This window comes from Sphingomonas sp. FW306-1B-B10E, from assembly GCF_058782005.1.
The window spans coordinates 1-14194 of record NZ_JBYSXG010000020.1 but is presented as its reverse complement, the minus strand read 5'-3'; the positions used below and the strand labels follow the sequence as shown (position 1 = coordinate 14194).

General features: G+C 65.9%; 10 protein-coding genes. 4 read left to right on the top strand and 6 right to left on the bottom strand.

Going from position 1 to position 14194, the window contains the following annotated elements; genetic code table 11:
* Positions 1-4: 4 nt before the first annotated feature.
* Both AC3WJI_RS09880 and AC3WJI_RS09875 read right to left on the bottom strand, forming a co-directional pair.
* On the bottom strand, positions 5-760 hold the full coding sequence (locus AC3WJI_RS09880) for a flagellar biosynthetic protein FliR (RefSeq protein ID WP_492757088.1): 756 nt from the start codon (positions 758-760) through the stop codon (positions 5-7).
* Between the two features lie 6 nt (positions 761-766).
* Entirely contained in the window at positions 767-1105 is a 339-nt protein-coding gene (locus AC3WJI_RS09875; RefSeq protein WP_492757087.1) for a flagellar biosynthetic protein FliQ, read from the bottom strand.
* 487 nt (positions 1106-1592) lie between these two features.
* Between AC3WJI_RS09875 and AC3WJI_RS09870 the strand changes: the two genes are divergently transcribed.
* The 3 genes from AC3WJI_RS09870 to AC3WJI_RS09860 are packed head-to-tail and all read left to right on the top strand — an operon-like array spanning position 1593 to position 6297.
* Entirely contained in the window at positions 1593-1925 is a 333-nt protein-coding gene (locus tag AC3WJI_RS09870; protein ID WP_492757086.1) for a hypothetical protein, read from the top strand.
* A gap of 51 nt (positions 1926-1976) precedes the next feature.
* The gene (locus AC3WJI_RS09865) at positions 1977-3104 is read left to right on the top strand and encodes an efflux RND transporter periplasmic adaptor subunit (RefSeq protein WP_492757085.1); all 1128 of its coding nucleotides are present in this window, start codon (positions 1977-1979) and stop codon (positions 3102-3104) included.
* A gap of 1 nt (position 3105) precedes the next feature.
* On the top strand, positions 3106-6297 hold the full coding sequence (locus tag AC3WJI_RS09860) for an efflux RND transporter permease subunit (protein ID WP_492757084.1): 3192 nt from the start codon (positions 3106-3108) through the stop codon (positions 6295-6297).
* Between the two features lie 296 nt (positions 6298-6593).
* Here the strand turns inward: AC3WJI_RS09860 and AC3WJI_RS09855 are convergent, their stop codons facing one another.
* The 3 genes from AC3WJI_RS09855 to AC3WJI_RS09845 all read right to left on the bottom strand — a co-directional run bounded on the left by AC3WJI_RS09855 (position 6594) and on the right by AC3WJI_RS09845 (position 11511).
* Positions 6594-8081 carry an eCIS core domain-containing protein gene (locus AC3WJI_RS09855; RefSeq protein ID WP_492757083.1) on the bottom strand — a complete coding sequence of 496 codons (1488 nt, stop codon included), beginning with the start codon at positions 8079-8081 and terminating at the stop codon, positions 6594-6596.
* Between the two features lie 485 nt (positions 8082-8566).
* Positions 8567-11128 carry a DNA topoisomerase (ATP-hydrolyzing) subunit B gene (gene gyrB, locus AC3WJI_RS09850; protein WP_492757130.1) on the bottom strand — a complete coding sequence of 854 codons (2562 nt, stop codon included), beginning with the start codon at positions 11126-11128 and terminating at the stop codon, positions 8567-8569.
* A gap of 53 nt (positions 11129-11181) precedes the next feature.
* The gene (locus tag AC3WJI_RS09845) at positions 11182-11511 is read right to left on the bottom strand and encodes an ArsR/SmtB family transcription factor (RefSeq protein ID WP_492757082.1); all 330 of its coding nucleotides are present in this window, start codon (positions 11509-11511) and stop codon (positions 11182-11184) included.
* 288 nt (positions 11512-11799) lie between these two features.
* Between AC3WJI_RS09845 and AC3WJI_RS09840 the strand changes: the two genes are divergently transcribed.
* On the top strand, positions 11800-13206 hold the full coding sequence (locus AC3WJI_RS09840; protein WP_492757081.1) for a M20/M25/M40 family metallo-hydrolase: 1407 nt from the start codon (positions 11800-11802) through the stop codon (positions 13204-13206).
* Between the two features lie 125 nt (positions 13207-13331).
* Here AC3WJI_RS09840 and recF read toward each other — a convergent pair.
* Positions 13332-14194, bottom strand: an 863-nt coding sequence (recF, locus tag AC3WJI_RS09835; protein WP_492757080.1) for a DNA replication/repair protein RecF, incomplete at its 5' end; no start/stop codon positions are given.

Here is a 14194-nt window from a genome sequence, read left to right as displayed (position 1 = left end):
CGCCTCAGCCGTGCTGCGCCATAGTTTCTAGCGCGCTGCGCAGCAGCCGCACGAACAACGCCCCCGACAGTCCGATCGCGATGGGTAATAGCATCAACGTTGCCAGTGCCTTCACCTGGAAGCCGAGCAGCAGCACGTTCATCTGCGGCAACGTGCGCGACATCATCGCGATCGCGAGATCGAGCAGGAACAGGACCAGCAGCAGGGTGCCGGCGATGCCCGTGGCCGCGAGCATCGACGCCCCCATGAAGTGAATCAGCACCGCAGGATCGCCGCCGATCGTCGCGGCGCCGAGCGGCACCTGCTCGATCGACGCCGCCCAGGCGCCGAGCAGATCGGCACCGCCGCCGATCGCGAAGAACAAGGCAGCGCCGACATAGGCAAACAAGGTGCCGACCAACGGCATCTGCGCGCGCGTCGTCGGATCGACCAGTACGGCGAGGCCGTAGCCGGCCTGGATATCGATTGCGCGGCCGGCGGTCAGCAGCGCGGAAAAAGCGAGCTGGAGCGGCAGCGCGAGCCCGATGCCCATCAGCAGCTCTCCCAGGGCCAGCATAGGAAGGCTCTCGGCACGAAAGGCGCCGCGATAGGTGGCCTCGGGATAGGCGGCGACCAGCCACCCGGCGAGGCTGATGCTGAGCACTAGCCGGATAGGGGCGGGAATCCGCATCAGCGTGAACGGTTGTGAGAAGGCGAAAAGTGGCGCGATGCGCAGACTCAGCAGCAGGGTCGCCAACATCTGCGCGCTTATCTCGTCCACAGGATCTCAGCTCGCCAGGCTGGGAATGGCCAGGAACAAGCCGCGGGCGAAATCGGTGATCCGGGCCATCATCCAGGGTCCCAAAGCGATGGTCAGCGCCGCCGCGATCAGCAGCTTGGGGACGTAGCTGAGAGTGATTTCCTGGATTTGCGTTGCGACCTGCAGGACGCTGACGAGCAGCCCGACGATCAACGTCGCGGCAAGCACGGGCCCTGCGACAATGACGCAGTTCCACAACATGTCGTTCATCAAGCCGAGCGCGCGATCCGACTCCATCGATGAGCCCCCTGTCGGCAGCGATTCGCGCTGTTCGGCCGAATCCCCCCGGTCCGGCACGAGCAGCATAATTGCGCAGCGGTCGGCTTCAACAAGAAACTCGGGTGACGCCTCGATTTTTCATCGACGGCACAACGATCTCGCCAGTAATTGAGTAAGTCGATTACAAGTACGAACGCGGCTGAGCCCCTCCCTTGCAAACTCTCGCGGAATGGGTAGGCGTTCGGAATCGAACTCGGGCGAATGGGCTGCTTCCGTGACGGATTGATTCGTGGTCCGTCGCGGAAACCGAGAGACTTTAGGCTGGGCTACATCAAGTTATCGAGTAAGGGTAGGGATTGCCGGGGTCTCGCGTCGCAAAATGCGTGGCGATACTGGCGAGTTCGTCCTGAAAGGACGGGGACTGAGTCCAGCAGCGATATTTAGCCGAAACATCGCCTGATCGGGAGCTTCGCGCCCGGATCTCGGTCATTCTGGTTGGCGACCCGAGCCCCCGAAAGGCGGAGATTCGAACCGACCGCTGACAGGATCGCGAAGATGTGTTAAGCACGGGGCCGTGCGCGCGCTGCTTCCTTTCCTTGCCTGTCTGATACTGGTCATCACCAGCCTGACATCGGTTGCGCACGCAAACGAAGGGCCGAGCGACGAGCTGAGCGCTATCGAACTGGCTGCATGGCATTCGCCCGGCGATGCGGACGAGGTGCCCGCCGACCCGGACAAGGATACGCCACACCATCATACGATCTGCCACGGGCACGATCTCGCCGCCCCGTTTCGTGCGCCTGCCGCCACAGTCGTGACAGGCGAAGTGTGCGCGCCCCGGCCTGCATCGGTGGCAGCAGTCTCCGGCGGCGCATTCGAATCACCGCTTCGCCCGCCCATCGCCTGACCTCGACAAGCTCGCGCGCTTGCGCGTCTGTCCACGTCAGGAGCATCAAGAATGTATCGAATTGCCGCGGCGCTTTGCGTCGCAACGCTCGTAGTCGGCTGCGGCGCGCCCGCGCCCGAACCCGAGCGCGAAGCCGTCGAGACCCACACCGACGGCAGCATCGCGTTGACCGCCGAACAGATCTCGGCCGCGAACATCACCCTTGCACGCCCGACGATCGGAGGTGCCGGCGCCGCGATCGAGGCGCCTGCCCTCCTTGAAAGCGATCCCGATGCCACGCGCATCGTCGCGGCACCGATTGCGGGGAGGATCATCACATTGACCGGCAACCTCGGCGACACGGTCGGGGCCGGGCAAACCCTCGCGGTCATCGAGAGCCGCGAGGCAGCCGGTCTCCAGGCTGACGTGGCCCGGGCGCGGACGCGGTTGGCGCTGGCGCGCAAGACGCTGGACCGGGACGAGACGCTCTACGCTCGCGGATTCCGGCCGTTACGGGAAGTGGATATATCGCGGGCGGCTGCCGATCAGGCGGCTACCGACCTCGCGCTGGCACGCCAGCAGGTCGCAGCTTCGGGAGTAAGGGGCGGGAGCCTCAATCGCATCGTGATCACCTCGCCGATATCGGGCCAGATCGTGACGCGCACGGCTATGCTCGGACAGGTCTTCACCGCCGATGCGCCCGAAACCGAACTGTTCCGGGTCGCGGCGCTGCGGCGGTTGAACGTCGGCCTGGCGATTTCGGCCGGCGACGCCGCCCGCGTCAGGCCGGGAAGTTCGGTCGAGGTGACCGCCCCAGGGCGTACCGGCACCGCGCGCGTACGTTTTGTGTCGCCGACTCTGGATCCGCAAACGCGTCTCGTTCGGGTCATCGCCGATCTCGACAATGCCGGCGGCCGGTGGCGCGCCGGCGAGCCGGTACAGGCTCGTATCATCGCGGCGCGGACCGGTGCGGCCCCGCTGATGGTTCCCACAACGGCGGTCCAGACGGTCGAGAACGGACCGGTCGTGTTCGTCCGGACGCCAAAGGGCTTTCGCGTCGCTCCGGTGACGCTGGGCGGGCGCAACGGTCTCATGGTCTCGATTGCGAGGGGCCTGTCCGGCGACGAGCAGATTGCAACGACGAATACCTTCACGCTCAAGGCCGAGCTCGGCAAGGGCGAAGCGAGCCACGAGGACTGATATGATCGCCCGTATCGTAAGCTGGGCGGTCGACAAGCGCTGGCTTGTACTATTGCTCGCCGCTATCGGCGCCCTTGTCGGCGCCGCCGCCCTGTATCGTCTGCCGATCGACGCGGTACCGGATATCACCAACAATCAGGTCCAGATCAATGTTCGCGCGCCTGCGCTGTCGACCGAGTTGGTCGAGAAGCAGGTCGCGTTCCCGATCGAGACTGCGCTCGCCGGCGTACCGGGCCTCGAATATACCCGCTCGCTGAGCCGCAACGGCTTCGCCCAGGTGACTGCCGTGTTCACCGACACGACCGACATCTATTTCGCGCGCGCCCAAGTCAACGAGCGGCTCGGCGCCGCGCGCGAGAGCCTGCCAGAAGGCGTCAATCCCGAGCTCGGGCCGATCGCCACAGGTCTGGGCGAAGTCTATATGTGGACCGTTCGGCTCGACCACAGGCCCGAAGACAGGCATCTGCCCGGCGAACCTGGCATGCAGCCCGATGGCAGCTACATCACGCCCGAAGGTGAGCGGCTGACGAGCGAAACTGACAAGGCGACCTATTTGCGCACCGCGCAGGACTGGATCGTCGCGCCCCTTCTCAAGACGGTGCCCGGCGTCGCCGGCATCGATTCGATCGGTGGCTATGCCAAGCAATATCTCGTCATCCCCGATGTGGCGAAGCTCGCCACGCTCGGCTTGACCCTTGCCGATCTCGCCACCGCGGTGGAGCGCAACAACACGAGCAGCGGCGGCGGCTCGGTCGACCGCAATGGCGAGGGACTAGCAGTTCGCGCCGACGCGTTGGTTCGGAACGCAGGCGAACTCGCGCGCATCGTCGTGGCAACCCGACAGGGCGTGCCGATCACGCTGGAACAGGTGGCCACCGTGCGGGTCGGCCAGGCGGTGCGCATGGGATCGGCGTCGGAAAACGGAACCGAGGTCGTCGTGGGAACCGCCGTCATGCGAATTGGAGAGAATAGCCGCACGGTCGCAACGGCCGTCGCCGGCCGGTTGCAGTCGATCAACGCGTCGCTCCCGCCGGACATCGTCGTGCAGCCGTTGCTCGATCGCACCGCGCTGGTGAACTCCACCATCCAGACCGTGGCGCGTAATCTTGGCGAGGGCGCTCTGCTGGTGATCGTCGTGCTGTTCGCGTTACTCGGGAATTTCCGCGCGGCGCTGATAGCGGCGCTCGTTATCCCGATCACCATGATGCTGACCGGCTTCGGCATGCTTCGTGTCGGCGTCTCCGCAAATCTCATGAGCCTCGGCGCGCTCGACTTTGGTCTTATCGTCGATGGCGCGGTGATCATCGTCGAGAATGCGCTTCGCCGCCTTGGCGAACGTCAACATGCATTGGGCCGGCCGCTCGCCCAGCCGGAGCGGCTGGAGGCTGTCTCCGCGGCGGCCCGGGAGATGATCCGGCCCTCGGTTTACGGGCAGGCCATCATCATTCTCGTCTATGTTCCGCTGCTCACCTTGAGCGGGGTCGAAGGCAAGACCTTCGTGCCGATGGCGGTTACCGTGATCATCGCGCTGGCCTGCGCCTTCGTCCTGTCGCTCACCTTCGTGCCGGCCGCGATCGCCATATGGCTTTCGAAGCGGGTCGAGGAAAAGGAGGGACGGATCGTCGGCTGGCTGCGCCGTCGCTATGAGCCCGGTCTCGAGCGCGCCATGCGGCGGCCGAGGCTGACGATCGGCGCGGCAATCGGCAGCCTCGGTGTCGCCGTGTTCGCCTTCCTCATGCTCGGCAGCGTGTTTCTGCCCCAGCTGGACGAAGGCGACGTGCTGATCCAGGCACTGCGCATCCCCGCGACCTCTGTCCAGCAGAGCCAGGCGATGCAAGTGCCGATCGAATGGCTGGTGGCGAAACAGCCCGAAGTGAAATTCGTCTTTTCCAAGACCGGCACGGCGGAGCTGGCTTCAGACCCGATGCCGCCGAACGCTACCGACATATTCGTCATCCTGAAACCGCGGGCGCAGTGGCCTGACCCGAAGCTCACCAAAGAAGCTCTGGTGGCGCGGTTCGAGACACAGCTCGCCACACTACCCGGCAACGCCTGGGAGATAACCCAGCCAATCCAGATGCGCTTCAACGAGCTCATCGCCGGGGTTCGGGGAGATATCGCGGTCAAGGTGTTCGGCGACGACTACACCAGCATGAATGCGACGGCCGATCGCATCGCGGGCATCCTGCGGCGAACGCGGGGCGCGGTCGACGTCAACTTGGAGCAGACGAGCGGCCTTCCCATGCTCGACATCCGAGTGAACCGGGACGCTATGGCGCGGCTGGGGGTCACCGCGCAGGACGTGCAGGACACGGTGGCGGCGACTCTAGGAGGCCGCGAGGCGGGCACCATCTACGAGGGCGACAGACGCTTTCCCGTCGTCCTCAGACTCTCGGATTCCCAGCGCGCCGATTTCGAAGCGCTTCGGCAGATCCAGATACCCCTGTCCGGCGGGGCATTCGTGCCGCTTTCCAGCGTGGCCGATCTGAACGTGGTCGAAGGGCCCAACCAGATCAGCCGAGAGAATGGCAAGCGCCGGGTGGTGGTACAGGCCAATGTGCGCAGTCGCGACATCGGTAGCGTCGTCGCCGATGCGCAGGCGGCCATCGCCCGCGATATTCGACTACCGGCGGGCAGCTATCTGGAATGGGGAGGGCAATTCGAGAATTTGGCCTCGGCAAGCAGCCGACTGGCGTTGGTCGTCCCTGCCTGTTTCGTGTTGATCCTGCTGTTGCTGTACGGTGCCCTAGGCTCGGCGCGCGATGCGGCGATCGTCTTCACCGGGGTACCGCTCGCGCTGGTGGGCGGGGTGCTGGCCCTCGCCGCGCGAAGCATGGACTTCTCCATCTCGGCCGCGGTGGGGTTCATTGCGCTCTCGGGAATAGCGGTGCTCAACGGCCTGGTCATGGTTTCCTCCATACAGGATCTGATCCGATCCGGCATGGATCGCGCGGAAGCGGCGCGCGCCGGCGCGATGCAGCGGCTCCGTCCGGTCGTGATGACGGCGCTGGTCGCGAGCCTCGGCTTCCTGCCGATGGCCTTCGGCCATGGTGCGGGTGCCGAAGTGCAGAGGCCCGTCGCCACGGTCGTGATCGGCGGTCTATTTTCCGCGACGCTACTCACCTTGTTTGTGCTGCCGACGCTCTACGCGCGCTTCGGGCGGCCACCCTTAAAACGGGGAAACGTTCAATGAGGCCCCCAGCACGCCCCTGGTCCGAATTGGACGACACGGAGCTGCAGCGTCGGCTCACCGCACGCCAGCAACCGGCCGAGATCTCGCGTGCGCTCGGCCGAACGGTCGATGCGATCCGCGGACGGGCGCAGGTTCTGCAGCTGAGCCTCCCGTCGAGGACGCGCCCCTGGAAAGAATCACCGAACCGCGGTCCGAAACGTTGAGGCCACTGCAGGGAGCGAAGAGTGGGCCATGAACCTCGTGGCCAAGGTCGCAATCATTCCGCAGGCGGGCACGCCCGGACGCTCGGACTGATCCTAGAAGCGCTGAGGCTGACTCATCCATCCTGTCAGGTTGGCCACATATTCGAACGGGTTGCTAGCGGAGGGAAGGTACGGCAGCGCCTCGACTTCGTCCTGTAGGGTTGGCGTCGTGATATGATCACCTCCACCGCCTTGCGCATTTATCGGCCTGCGCGGCGGCGAGGGCGACCGCCCGCGACCGGTTGAACGCTTGTGCGTACGTACACGCCGTTTGACGGCTTCGCGCCTGCTGTGTGCGGCTTGCGCAACCCTGAGCCGCTGTGGATCGGGTGTCGTGCCCCCGGTCGCCACGGGTCCGACCGCGCCCAGCCCGTTGTGATCGTTTGGGATCATCCCGGTGATGTAAGGCGAATTCAGAACAGTTTGCCCGTGAGGACTGACCTGGAGATGACGCAAAGCGAGTTCATTCACGACGTCGTCTGCATTAATCACATTGTTGTCGACGATTTGGTCGACGGCTTCTCGCATTTGGTCATGTGCGCCGGCTTGCCCCTTGGTGTGGGTATAGCCCCGGCTTCCCGGCTTGGGAGCAAAGCCCGTATGGGCGCCAACATCGCCTCCACCGATATCGAATAGTTGTTGCCCGGTCGAAGTGCGGAACCCGCTCTGCGCGCCGATAAGGGCTTCGTTACCTGACTTGCTGACCTGTCCGCCCAAATTGGTCGGCACCACTTCGTGCAATCCCGATCCGCGGGACAGCCCTGAGCTTTTCACCGCATCGACGCGAATGTCTCTTGCAAGCGGGGCCTTGCCGGACAGCTGCTTATCGGCGCCGCGCTCTCCCATATAATCCTCTCCCGAGCGCAGGAACGGTCGCACCGTCGGGTCGGTGGCTTGGGTGTAGGGTGTGTCGTCATAGGTTTGGCCATCGAACAGGCCGCTGTGCGATGGCGGCACCGCGGTCGAGGAACTGGCGCCTACGGTCTCCCACCGTGCCGGGCTGGTCTGCGCATTCCAGCGCCACAGCTGGCACTGCACGAGCGGAGAGCTGGAAAGGGTCGGGGCGCGAAGCGGATATGACCTGCCGGGTAATGTGCCCAATGCCCTTGCACCCATTACATCGGCCTCGCGCTCGAGGTGTTGATCATTGTTGGCGGCAACACCCCCTTTCAACTGAAGCGTGGGACGGACGCGCCCCTGCTTCTGTTGGACCACGTGCCAGGCTTCATGGGGAAGGTGATGGTCCTGTCCGGGCGCTACATGGATTTCGCTGCCCTGCGCGTACGCGTGCGCCTGCAACAGTGCTGGACGCGGCGAATTGCGATGAACGCGGACATCGTTCATCGACATTCCCGAAAGCGCTTCGACGCCTGCCTTCAGGTCGTCAGGCAAGCCGGTGTAGTTGGGTTCAGCGGATGCGTTATCAGGGGCGGGCTGGGCTACATCCCCTTTCTTGTTGAGCGATGGGCCAAGCGCCTTGAGGGCGACGACCTGGGATCGCCCGTTGAGTGCCGCCGCGATCCGATCGGGACCGGGAGGCATGCGCCGCTCGTTTTGGACTAGGTGCAACGAGGATGCGGTGTGCGATGGGCGCCGGGTTGCTTCATGGTCTGCCATGGGATTTCGTCCGATCCAGGGTGCAACAGCATCTGTCAGCGCCGATTGTCGGTCAATGCGCAGACACCACAATGGAGACATCAAGTGCAGCGAGGCTGCCATCACCTGGTCGCGACGATGCCAGCTCTCGCCAGAAAAGCCGCCGCAACGTTCGATGCAATGCGGCTTTGCCCAGCAGCGGCCGCGTTGCGGTCGATGAGACAGAAAATCGGCCGTGCCCGTACGACGGTGAAATCCGCGGTGGATGACTTCGTACGGACCGCCCGCCCGGCACCGCGCGGCCGATCACTATATCGGCCTCGATCGACCCGGGCCTGATTGTGTCGGTGGAACCCGCCGACCTTCACGAGATTGTCGGCAATCTATTGGACAATGCGGTGCGCTACGCAGTCGCATTTGCGCTACGCAACTTATACGTCCAGATTTGCCACGCTCAGCGCATTCTCCTGGATGAAGTCGCGGCGCGGTTCGACCACGTCGCCCATCAGCTGGGTGAAGATGGCATCGGCGACGTCGGCCTGGTCGACCTGTACCGCCAGCATCGAGCGGTTCTGCGGATCGAGCGTGGTCTCCCAGAGCTGCTCGGCATTCATCTCGCCGAGGCCTTTGTAGCGCTGGATCGACAGGCCCTTGCGTCCCGCGGCGAGGATCGCGTCGAGCAGCTGGCTCGGCCGCGAGACCAAGGCCTGGCCCTTGCCGACGGTCACCGGCTCCTCAGCCTCGCCTTCGCCTTCCCCCTCGAGCGCGGCGGCAGCCTCGATCTCGGTGGCGGGAATCGCCTTGGATGCGGCGAGCTTCGAGGGCTGGAGATAGCTCGGCGCCTGCTCGCTCGCCAGCGCGTGGAGCTTGCGCGCCTCGGCCGAGGCCAAGAACGCCGCCTCGACGATGTGGTGGTCGGTCACGCCGCGCCACAGCCGTTCGAAATGATAGCCGCCATCCTCGGTCACGCGCGCCGACCAGCGCGCCTCGGCGTCGGCGGCGTCCAGCCGGGTCACCACCGACTTGAGGCTCTCGGCGCGCTGCTCGCGCGTCGCGGCGGGATCGAGCCCGTTGCCGAGCGCCAGCACTTCGATGATCGTCGGATCGTAGCGCCGCGGCACATAGCGCATCAGCGTGCGCATGCGGCGGGCATGCTCGACCAGTTCGCGCAAATCCTCGCCGCTGCGCGCGCCGCCCGGCCCCTCGAGCACGTTGCCGCCGACCCCGGCATCGACCAGATATTGGTCGAGTGCGCTATCGTCCTTGAGATAGACTTCGCTGCGGCCCTTGCTGGCTTTGTAGAGCGGTGGCTGGGCGATGTAGAGGTGCCCGGCCTCGATAATCTCGGGCATCTGGCGATAGAAGAAGGTCAGCAGCAGCGTGCGGATATGCGCGCCGTCGACGTCGGCGTCGGTCATGATGACGATCTTGTGGTAGCGCAGCTTCTTGATGTCGAAATCGTCGCGGATGCCGGTCCCCAGCGCCGTGATGATCGTGCCGATCTCGCGGCTGGCCAGCATCCGGTCGAAGCGCGCGCGCTCGACGTTGAGGATCTTGCCGCGCAGGGGAAGGATCGCCTGGAAATGGCGGTCGCGGCCCTGCTTGGCCGATCCGCCGGCCGAATCGCCCTCGACGAAGAAGAGCTCCGACTTGGCCGGATCGCGCTCCTGGCAATCGGCGAGCTTGCCGGGCAGGCTGGCGATGTCGAGCACGCCCTTGCGGCGGGTGAGCTCGCGCGCCTTCTTGGCGGCCTCGCGCGCGGCGGCGGCGTCGATCACCTTCTGGATGATCTGCCGGGCATGCGCCGGATTTTCCTCGAGCCATTCTGCCATCTTGTCCGCCATCAGGCTTTCGAGCGGCTGGCGGACTTCGGACGAGACGAGCTTGTCTTTGGTCTGGCTGCTGAACTTGGGATCGGGGAGCTTGACCGAGACGATCGCGGTCAGCCCTTCGCGCATGTCGTCGCCGGTGAGGCTGACCTTCTCCTTCTTTAGCATGCCCGATTTATCGGCGTAGCTATTGATCGTGCGGGTCAGCGCGGCGCGGAACGCGGCGAGGTGGGTGCCGCCGTCACGCTGGGGGATGTTGTTGGTGAAGCAGAGGACGTTTTCGTAATAGCTGTCGTTCCACTCGAGCGCGACGTCGATCGTGACGTCGTCGCGGGTGCCCGAGATCGCCACCGGATCGGGCATCAGCGCGACCTTGTTGCGATCGAGATACTTCACGAACGCAGCGATGCCGCCCTCATAATAGAGCTCGACCTCTTTGACTTCCTCGTGCCGCGCATCGCGCAGAAACAGGCGCACGCCCGAATTGAGGAAGGCGAGCTCGCGATAGCGGTGCTCGAGCTTCTCGAAATCATATTCGGTCTGGTTCTTGAAGGTGCCGCCGTCGCCGGGGACCTTCTCGGTCGAGGCGAGGAAAGTGACGCGGGTGCCCTTCTTGCCCTCGGGGGCGGGACCGACGACCTTGAGCGGCGCAGTGGCGTCGCCATAAGCGAAGCGCATCCAATGCTCCTCGCCGTCGCGCCAGATGTTGAGGTCGAGCCACTCGCTGAGCGCGTTGACCACCGAGACGCCGACGCCGTGGAGGCCGCCCGACACCTTATAGGCATTATCGTCCGAAGTATTCTCGAACTTACCGCCGGCGTGGAGCTGGGTCATGATGACCTCGGCTGCCGAGACGCCTTCCTCGCTATGGATGCCGGTCGGGATGCCGCGGCCATTATCCTCGACCGAGACCGATCCGTCGGCGTTGAGCTGGATGACGATGCGGTCGCAATGCCCGGCGAGTGCCTCGTCGATCGCATTGTCCGAGACCTCGAACACCATGTGGTGGAGGCCCGAGCCGTCGTCGGTGTCGCCGATATACATGCCGGGGCGTTTCCGTACCGCGTCGAGGCCCTTGAGGACCTTGATGCTGTCGGCGCCGTAGGCATTTGCGTTGGGGGTGTTTTCGGGGGTCTGATCGTCGGTATTTGCCATGCCGAGCATATAGGGTCGGCGCTCGGGAAACGGAAGCAAAATGGGGGCGGGGCGGGGCGCCGTCATGCGCGGCGTTCCGCGGCGACGATCAGCGCGCGAAGCCGGGCGGCACGGGGGCTGTCGAACGCTTGCCAGCGGCGCAGCCACAAGGCGGCCTCGGCGAGCGGATCGACGTCGAGCGCGCACAGCATCCGGCGCCCGTCGCGCCGCCGGCGGACGAGCTGCGCCGCCTCGAGCGTGGCGAGGTGCTTGGCGGCGCCGGCCGCGCTCATCGCGAAACCGCGGGTCAGGTCGCCGACCGATTTCTCGCCGGCCATGAGGCGATCGAGCATCGCGCGGCGCGTCGGGTCGGCCAGCGCAGCGAAGGTGGCTTGGATGCGATGGCCAACCACAAGGTTGGCAACGTCCGCGGCGGGCGCGACATCCAACCTTTTGGTTGGTTCCGGAATCGGCGGATTTGCGTGGGTTTCGGGCCTGTTCGGCGATTGCGAAGTTGCGGAAGTTGCGGGCTGTGCGCAGTTGCCGGGTGTGGCTCTGCTGGGAGTGCGGCGGGCGAGGCGGGAGGGTGACGCGCGACTCATATGCGGAGCGAAGCAGGGCAAATCCTACATTGCCAGGAATCTCTTCCGGTCTCCCGCGGAACCTGCTCAAACGGCAGGGTTTGCAAGGGGGAGTCGCAGATGAAGACCGTATTCGCAGCGGGCATCGCACTGGCCGCGCTCGCTGCGCCGGCAGCGGCGCAGACCGTGCGCCCCGACCAGGCCAAGTTCCGCGAGCTCTACAAGGAGCTGGTCGAGACCAACACGACGCTGTCCGCCGGAAGCTGCACGCTCGCCGCCGAGCGGATGGCGGCGCGGCTCAAGGCGGCGGGGTTCCAGGACAGCCAGCTTACCCTGTTCTCGACGCCCGAGCATCCCAAGGAGGGCGGGCTCGTCGCCGTCTATCCGGGGACGTCGAAGACCGCCAAGCCGATCCTGCTGCTCGCCCATATCGACGTGGTCGAGGCCAATCGCGCCGATTGGGAGCGCGACCCGTTCACGCTCATTGAGGAGAACGGCAATTTCTATGCGCGCGGCGCTGCCGACGACAAGTCGATGGCGGCGATCTGGACCGACGCGCTGATCCGCTTCCGCGAGGCCGGCTACAAGCCCAAGCGCACGGTCAAGCTGGCGCTGACCTGCGGCGAGGAGACGACCTATGCATTCAACGGAGCGCAGTGGCTGGCGAACAATCGCCGCGACCTGATCGACGCCGAATATGCCCTCAACGAAGGCGGCGGCGGCAATACCGACGGGCACGGCAAATTGCTCAACCAGGAGCTCCAGGTCGGCGAGAAGGCCGTGATCAACTTCCGGCTCGAGACGCGCAATGCCGGCGGGCACAGCTCGATCCCGATCGCCGACAATGCGATCTACGAATTGGCCGACGGATTGGCGAAGCTGCGCAGCTACGAATTTCCGCTCGAGATGAGCGACACGACGCGCGCTTTCTTCGCCAAGGCGGGCGCGGCGCGCGGCGATGCGCTCGGCAAGGCGATGGCCGCGCTTGCCGCCAATCCGCAGGACAAGGCGGCCGAGGCGGTGGTCAATCGCGACCGCATCTACCATTCGATGCTGCGCACCACCTGCGTCGCGACTTTGCTCGACGGCGGGCATGCCAACAACGCGCTGCCGCAGCGTGCCGGCGCCAACGTCAATTGCCGGATGTTCCCCGGGCGCACCGTCGAGGAGACGCAGGCGGCGCTGGCCGCGGCGATCGGCGATGCGAAGCTGACGATCACCCCGGTGCCGCCGATCCGCCCGATCGCCAAGGCGCCGCCGCTCGATCCGAAGATCCTCGGGCCGATCGAGACGCTCGCCGCGAAATATTTCCCGGGCGTGCCGGTGATCCCGTCGATGTCGACCGGGGCGACCGACGGCATATTTTTGGAAGCCGTGGGGATTCCGGTTTACGGCGTGCCGGGGCCGTGGGGCGATCCCGACGGCAACGGCGCGCATGGGCTCAACGAGCGGATCGAAGTCAAGTCGCTCTATGTCGGGCGGGACTATCTGTTCGATCTGGTGAAGGCGTATGCCGACCGGCAATAACGGCCTTCGAGAGCTTCTTGCTGTTCCCCGGCGAAGGCCGGGGCCCAGTCTCGGTGCATTTGGTGAGGCGCGCGAACTTCTCGAAAGACGTGGCAGCTGGACCCCGGCCTTCGCCGGGGAACAGTTTATTCGGCTAACACCGATCCTTCGACCACCCGGTAGCGCGTCGCGTCGCCGGGGACCGCTTCGAACAGCGCCGGCTCGGTGCCAGTCATCCACACCTGGCCCTTGCCGGCGAGGCGCTCGAACAGCGCCGCGCGACGGCCGGGATCGAGATGCGCGGCGACTTCGTCGAGCAGCAGGATCGGCGCGCGGCCGACGCGGTCGGCGACGAGTTCGGCATGGGCGAGGACAAGGCCGAGCAGCAGCGCCTTCTGCTCGCCGGTCGAGCAGAGATGCGCAGGCTGCTGCTTGCCGAGATGGGTGACGAGCAGGTCGGCGCGGTGCGGCCCCGCCAGGGTGCGTCCGGCGGCGGCGTCGCGGCGGCGGCCGTCGCGCAGCTCGCGGGCGAGCGTCGCGGCGTCGCCCTGCCAGCCTTCGATCGCCAGGCCGGCGCGCGCGAACAGGCTCTCGGGCTGCGCCGCCAGCCGCGCGGCAAGCGCGGCGACGGCATCGCGCCGTGCGGCGTCGATCGCGGCGCCGTGCTCGGCCATGCGGGCCTCCAGCGCCGACAGCCATTCGGGGTCGGCGGGCGCCTCGTCGGCGAGCAGGCGGTTGCGCTGGCGCATCGCCGCCTCGTAGCGCGTCGCATGCTGGGCATGGCCGGGCGCGAGGGCGAGGGTGAGCCGGTCGAGGAAGCGGCGGCGCTCGCCGGGGCCTTCGGCGAACAAGCGGTCCATCGCCGGGGTGAGCCACAGCACCGTCACCCATTCGGCGAGCGTCGCGGCGGCGGCGGCGGCGCCGTTGATCCGCACCAGCCGGCGCTCGGGCGCGTCGGGCTGGGTGCCGGTGCCCACTTCAATCTCCCCTCCCGCTTGCGGGAGGGGTC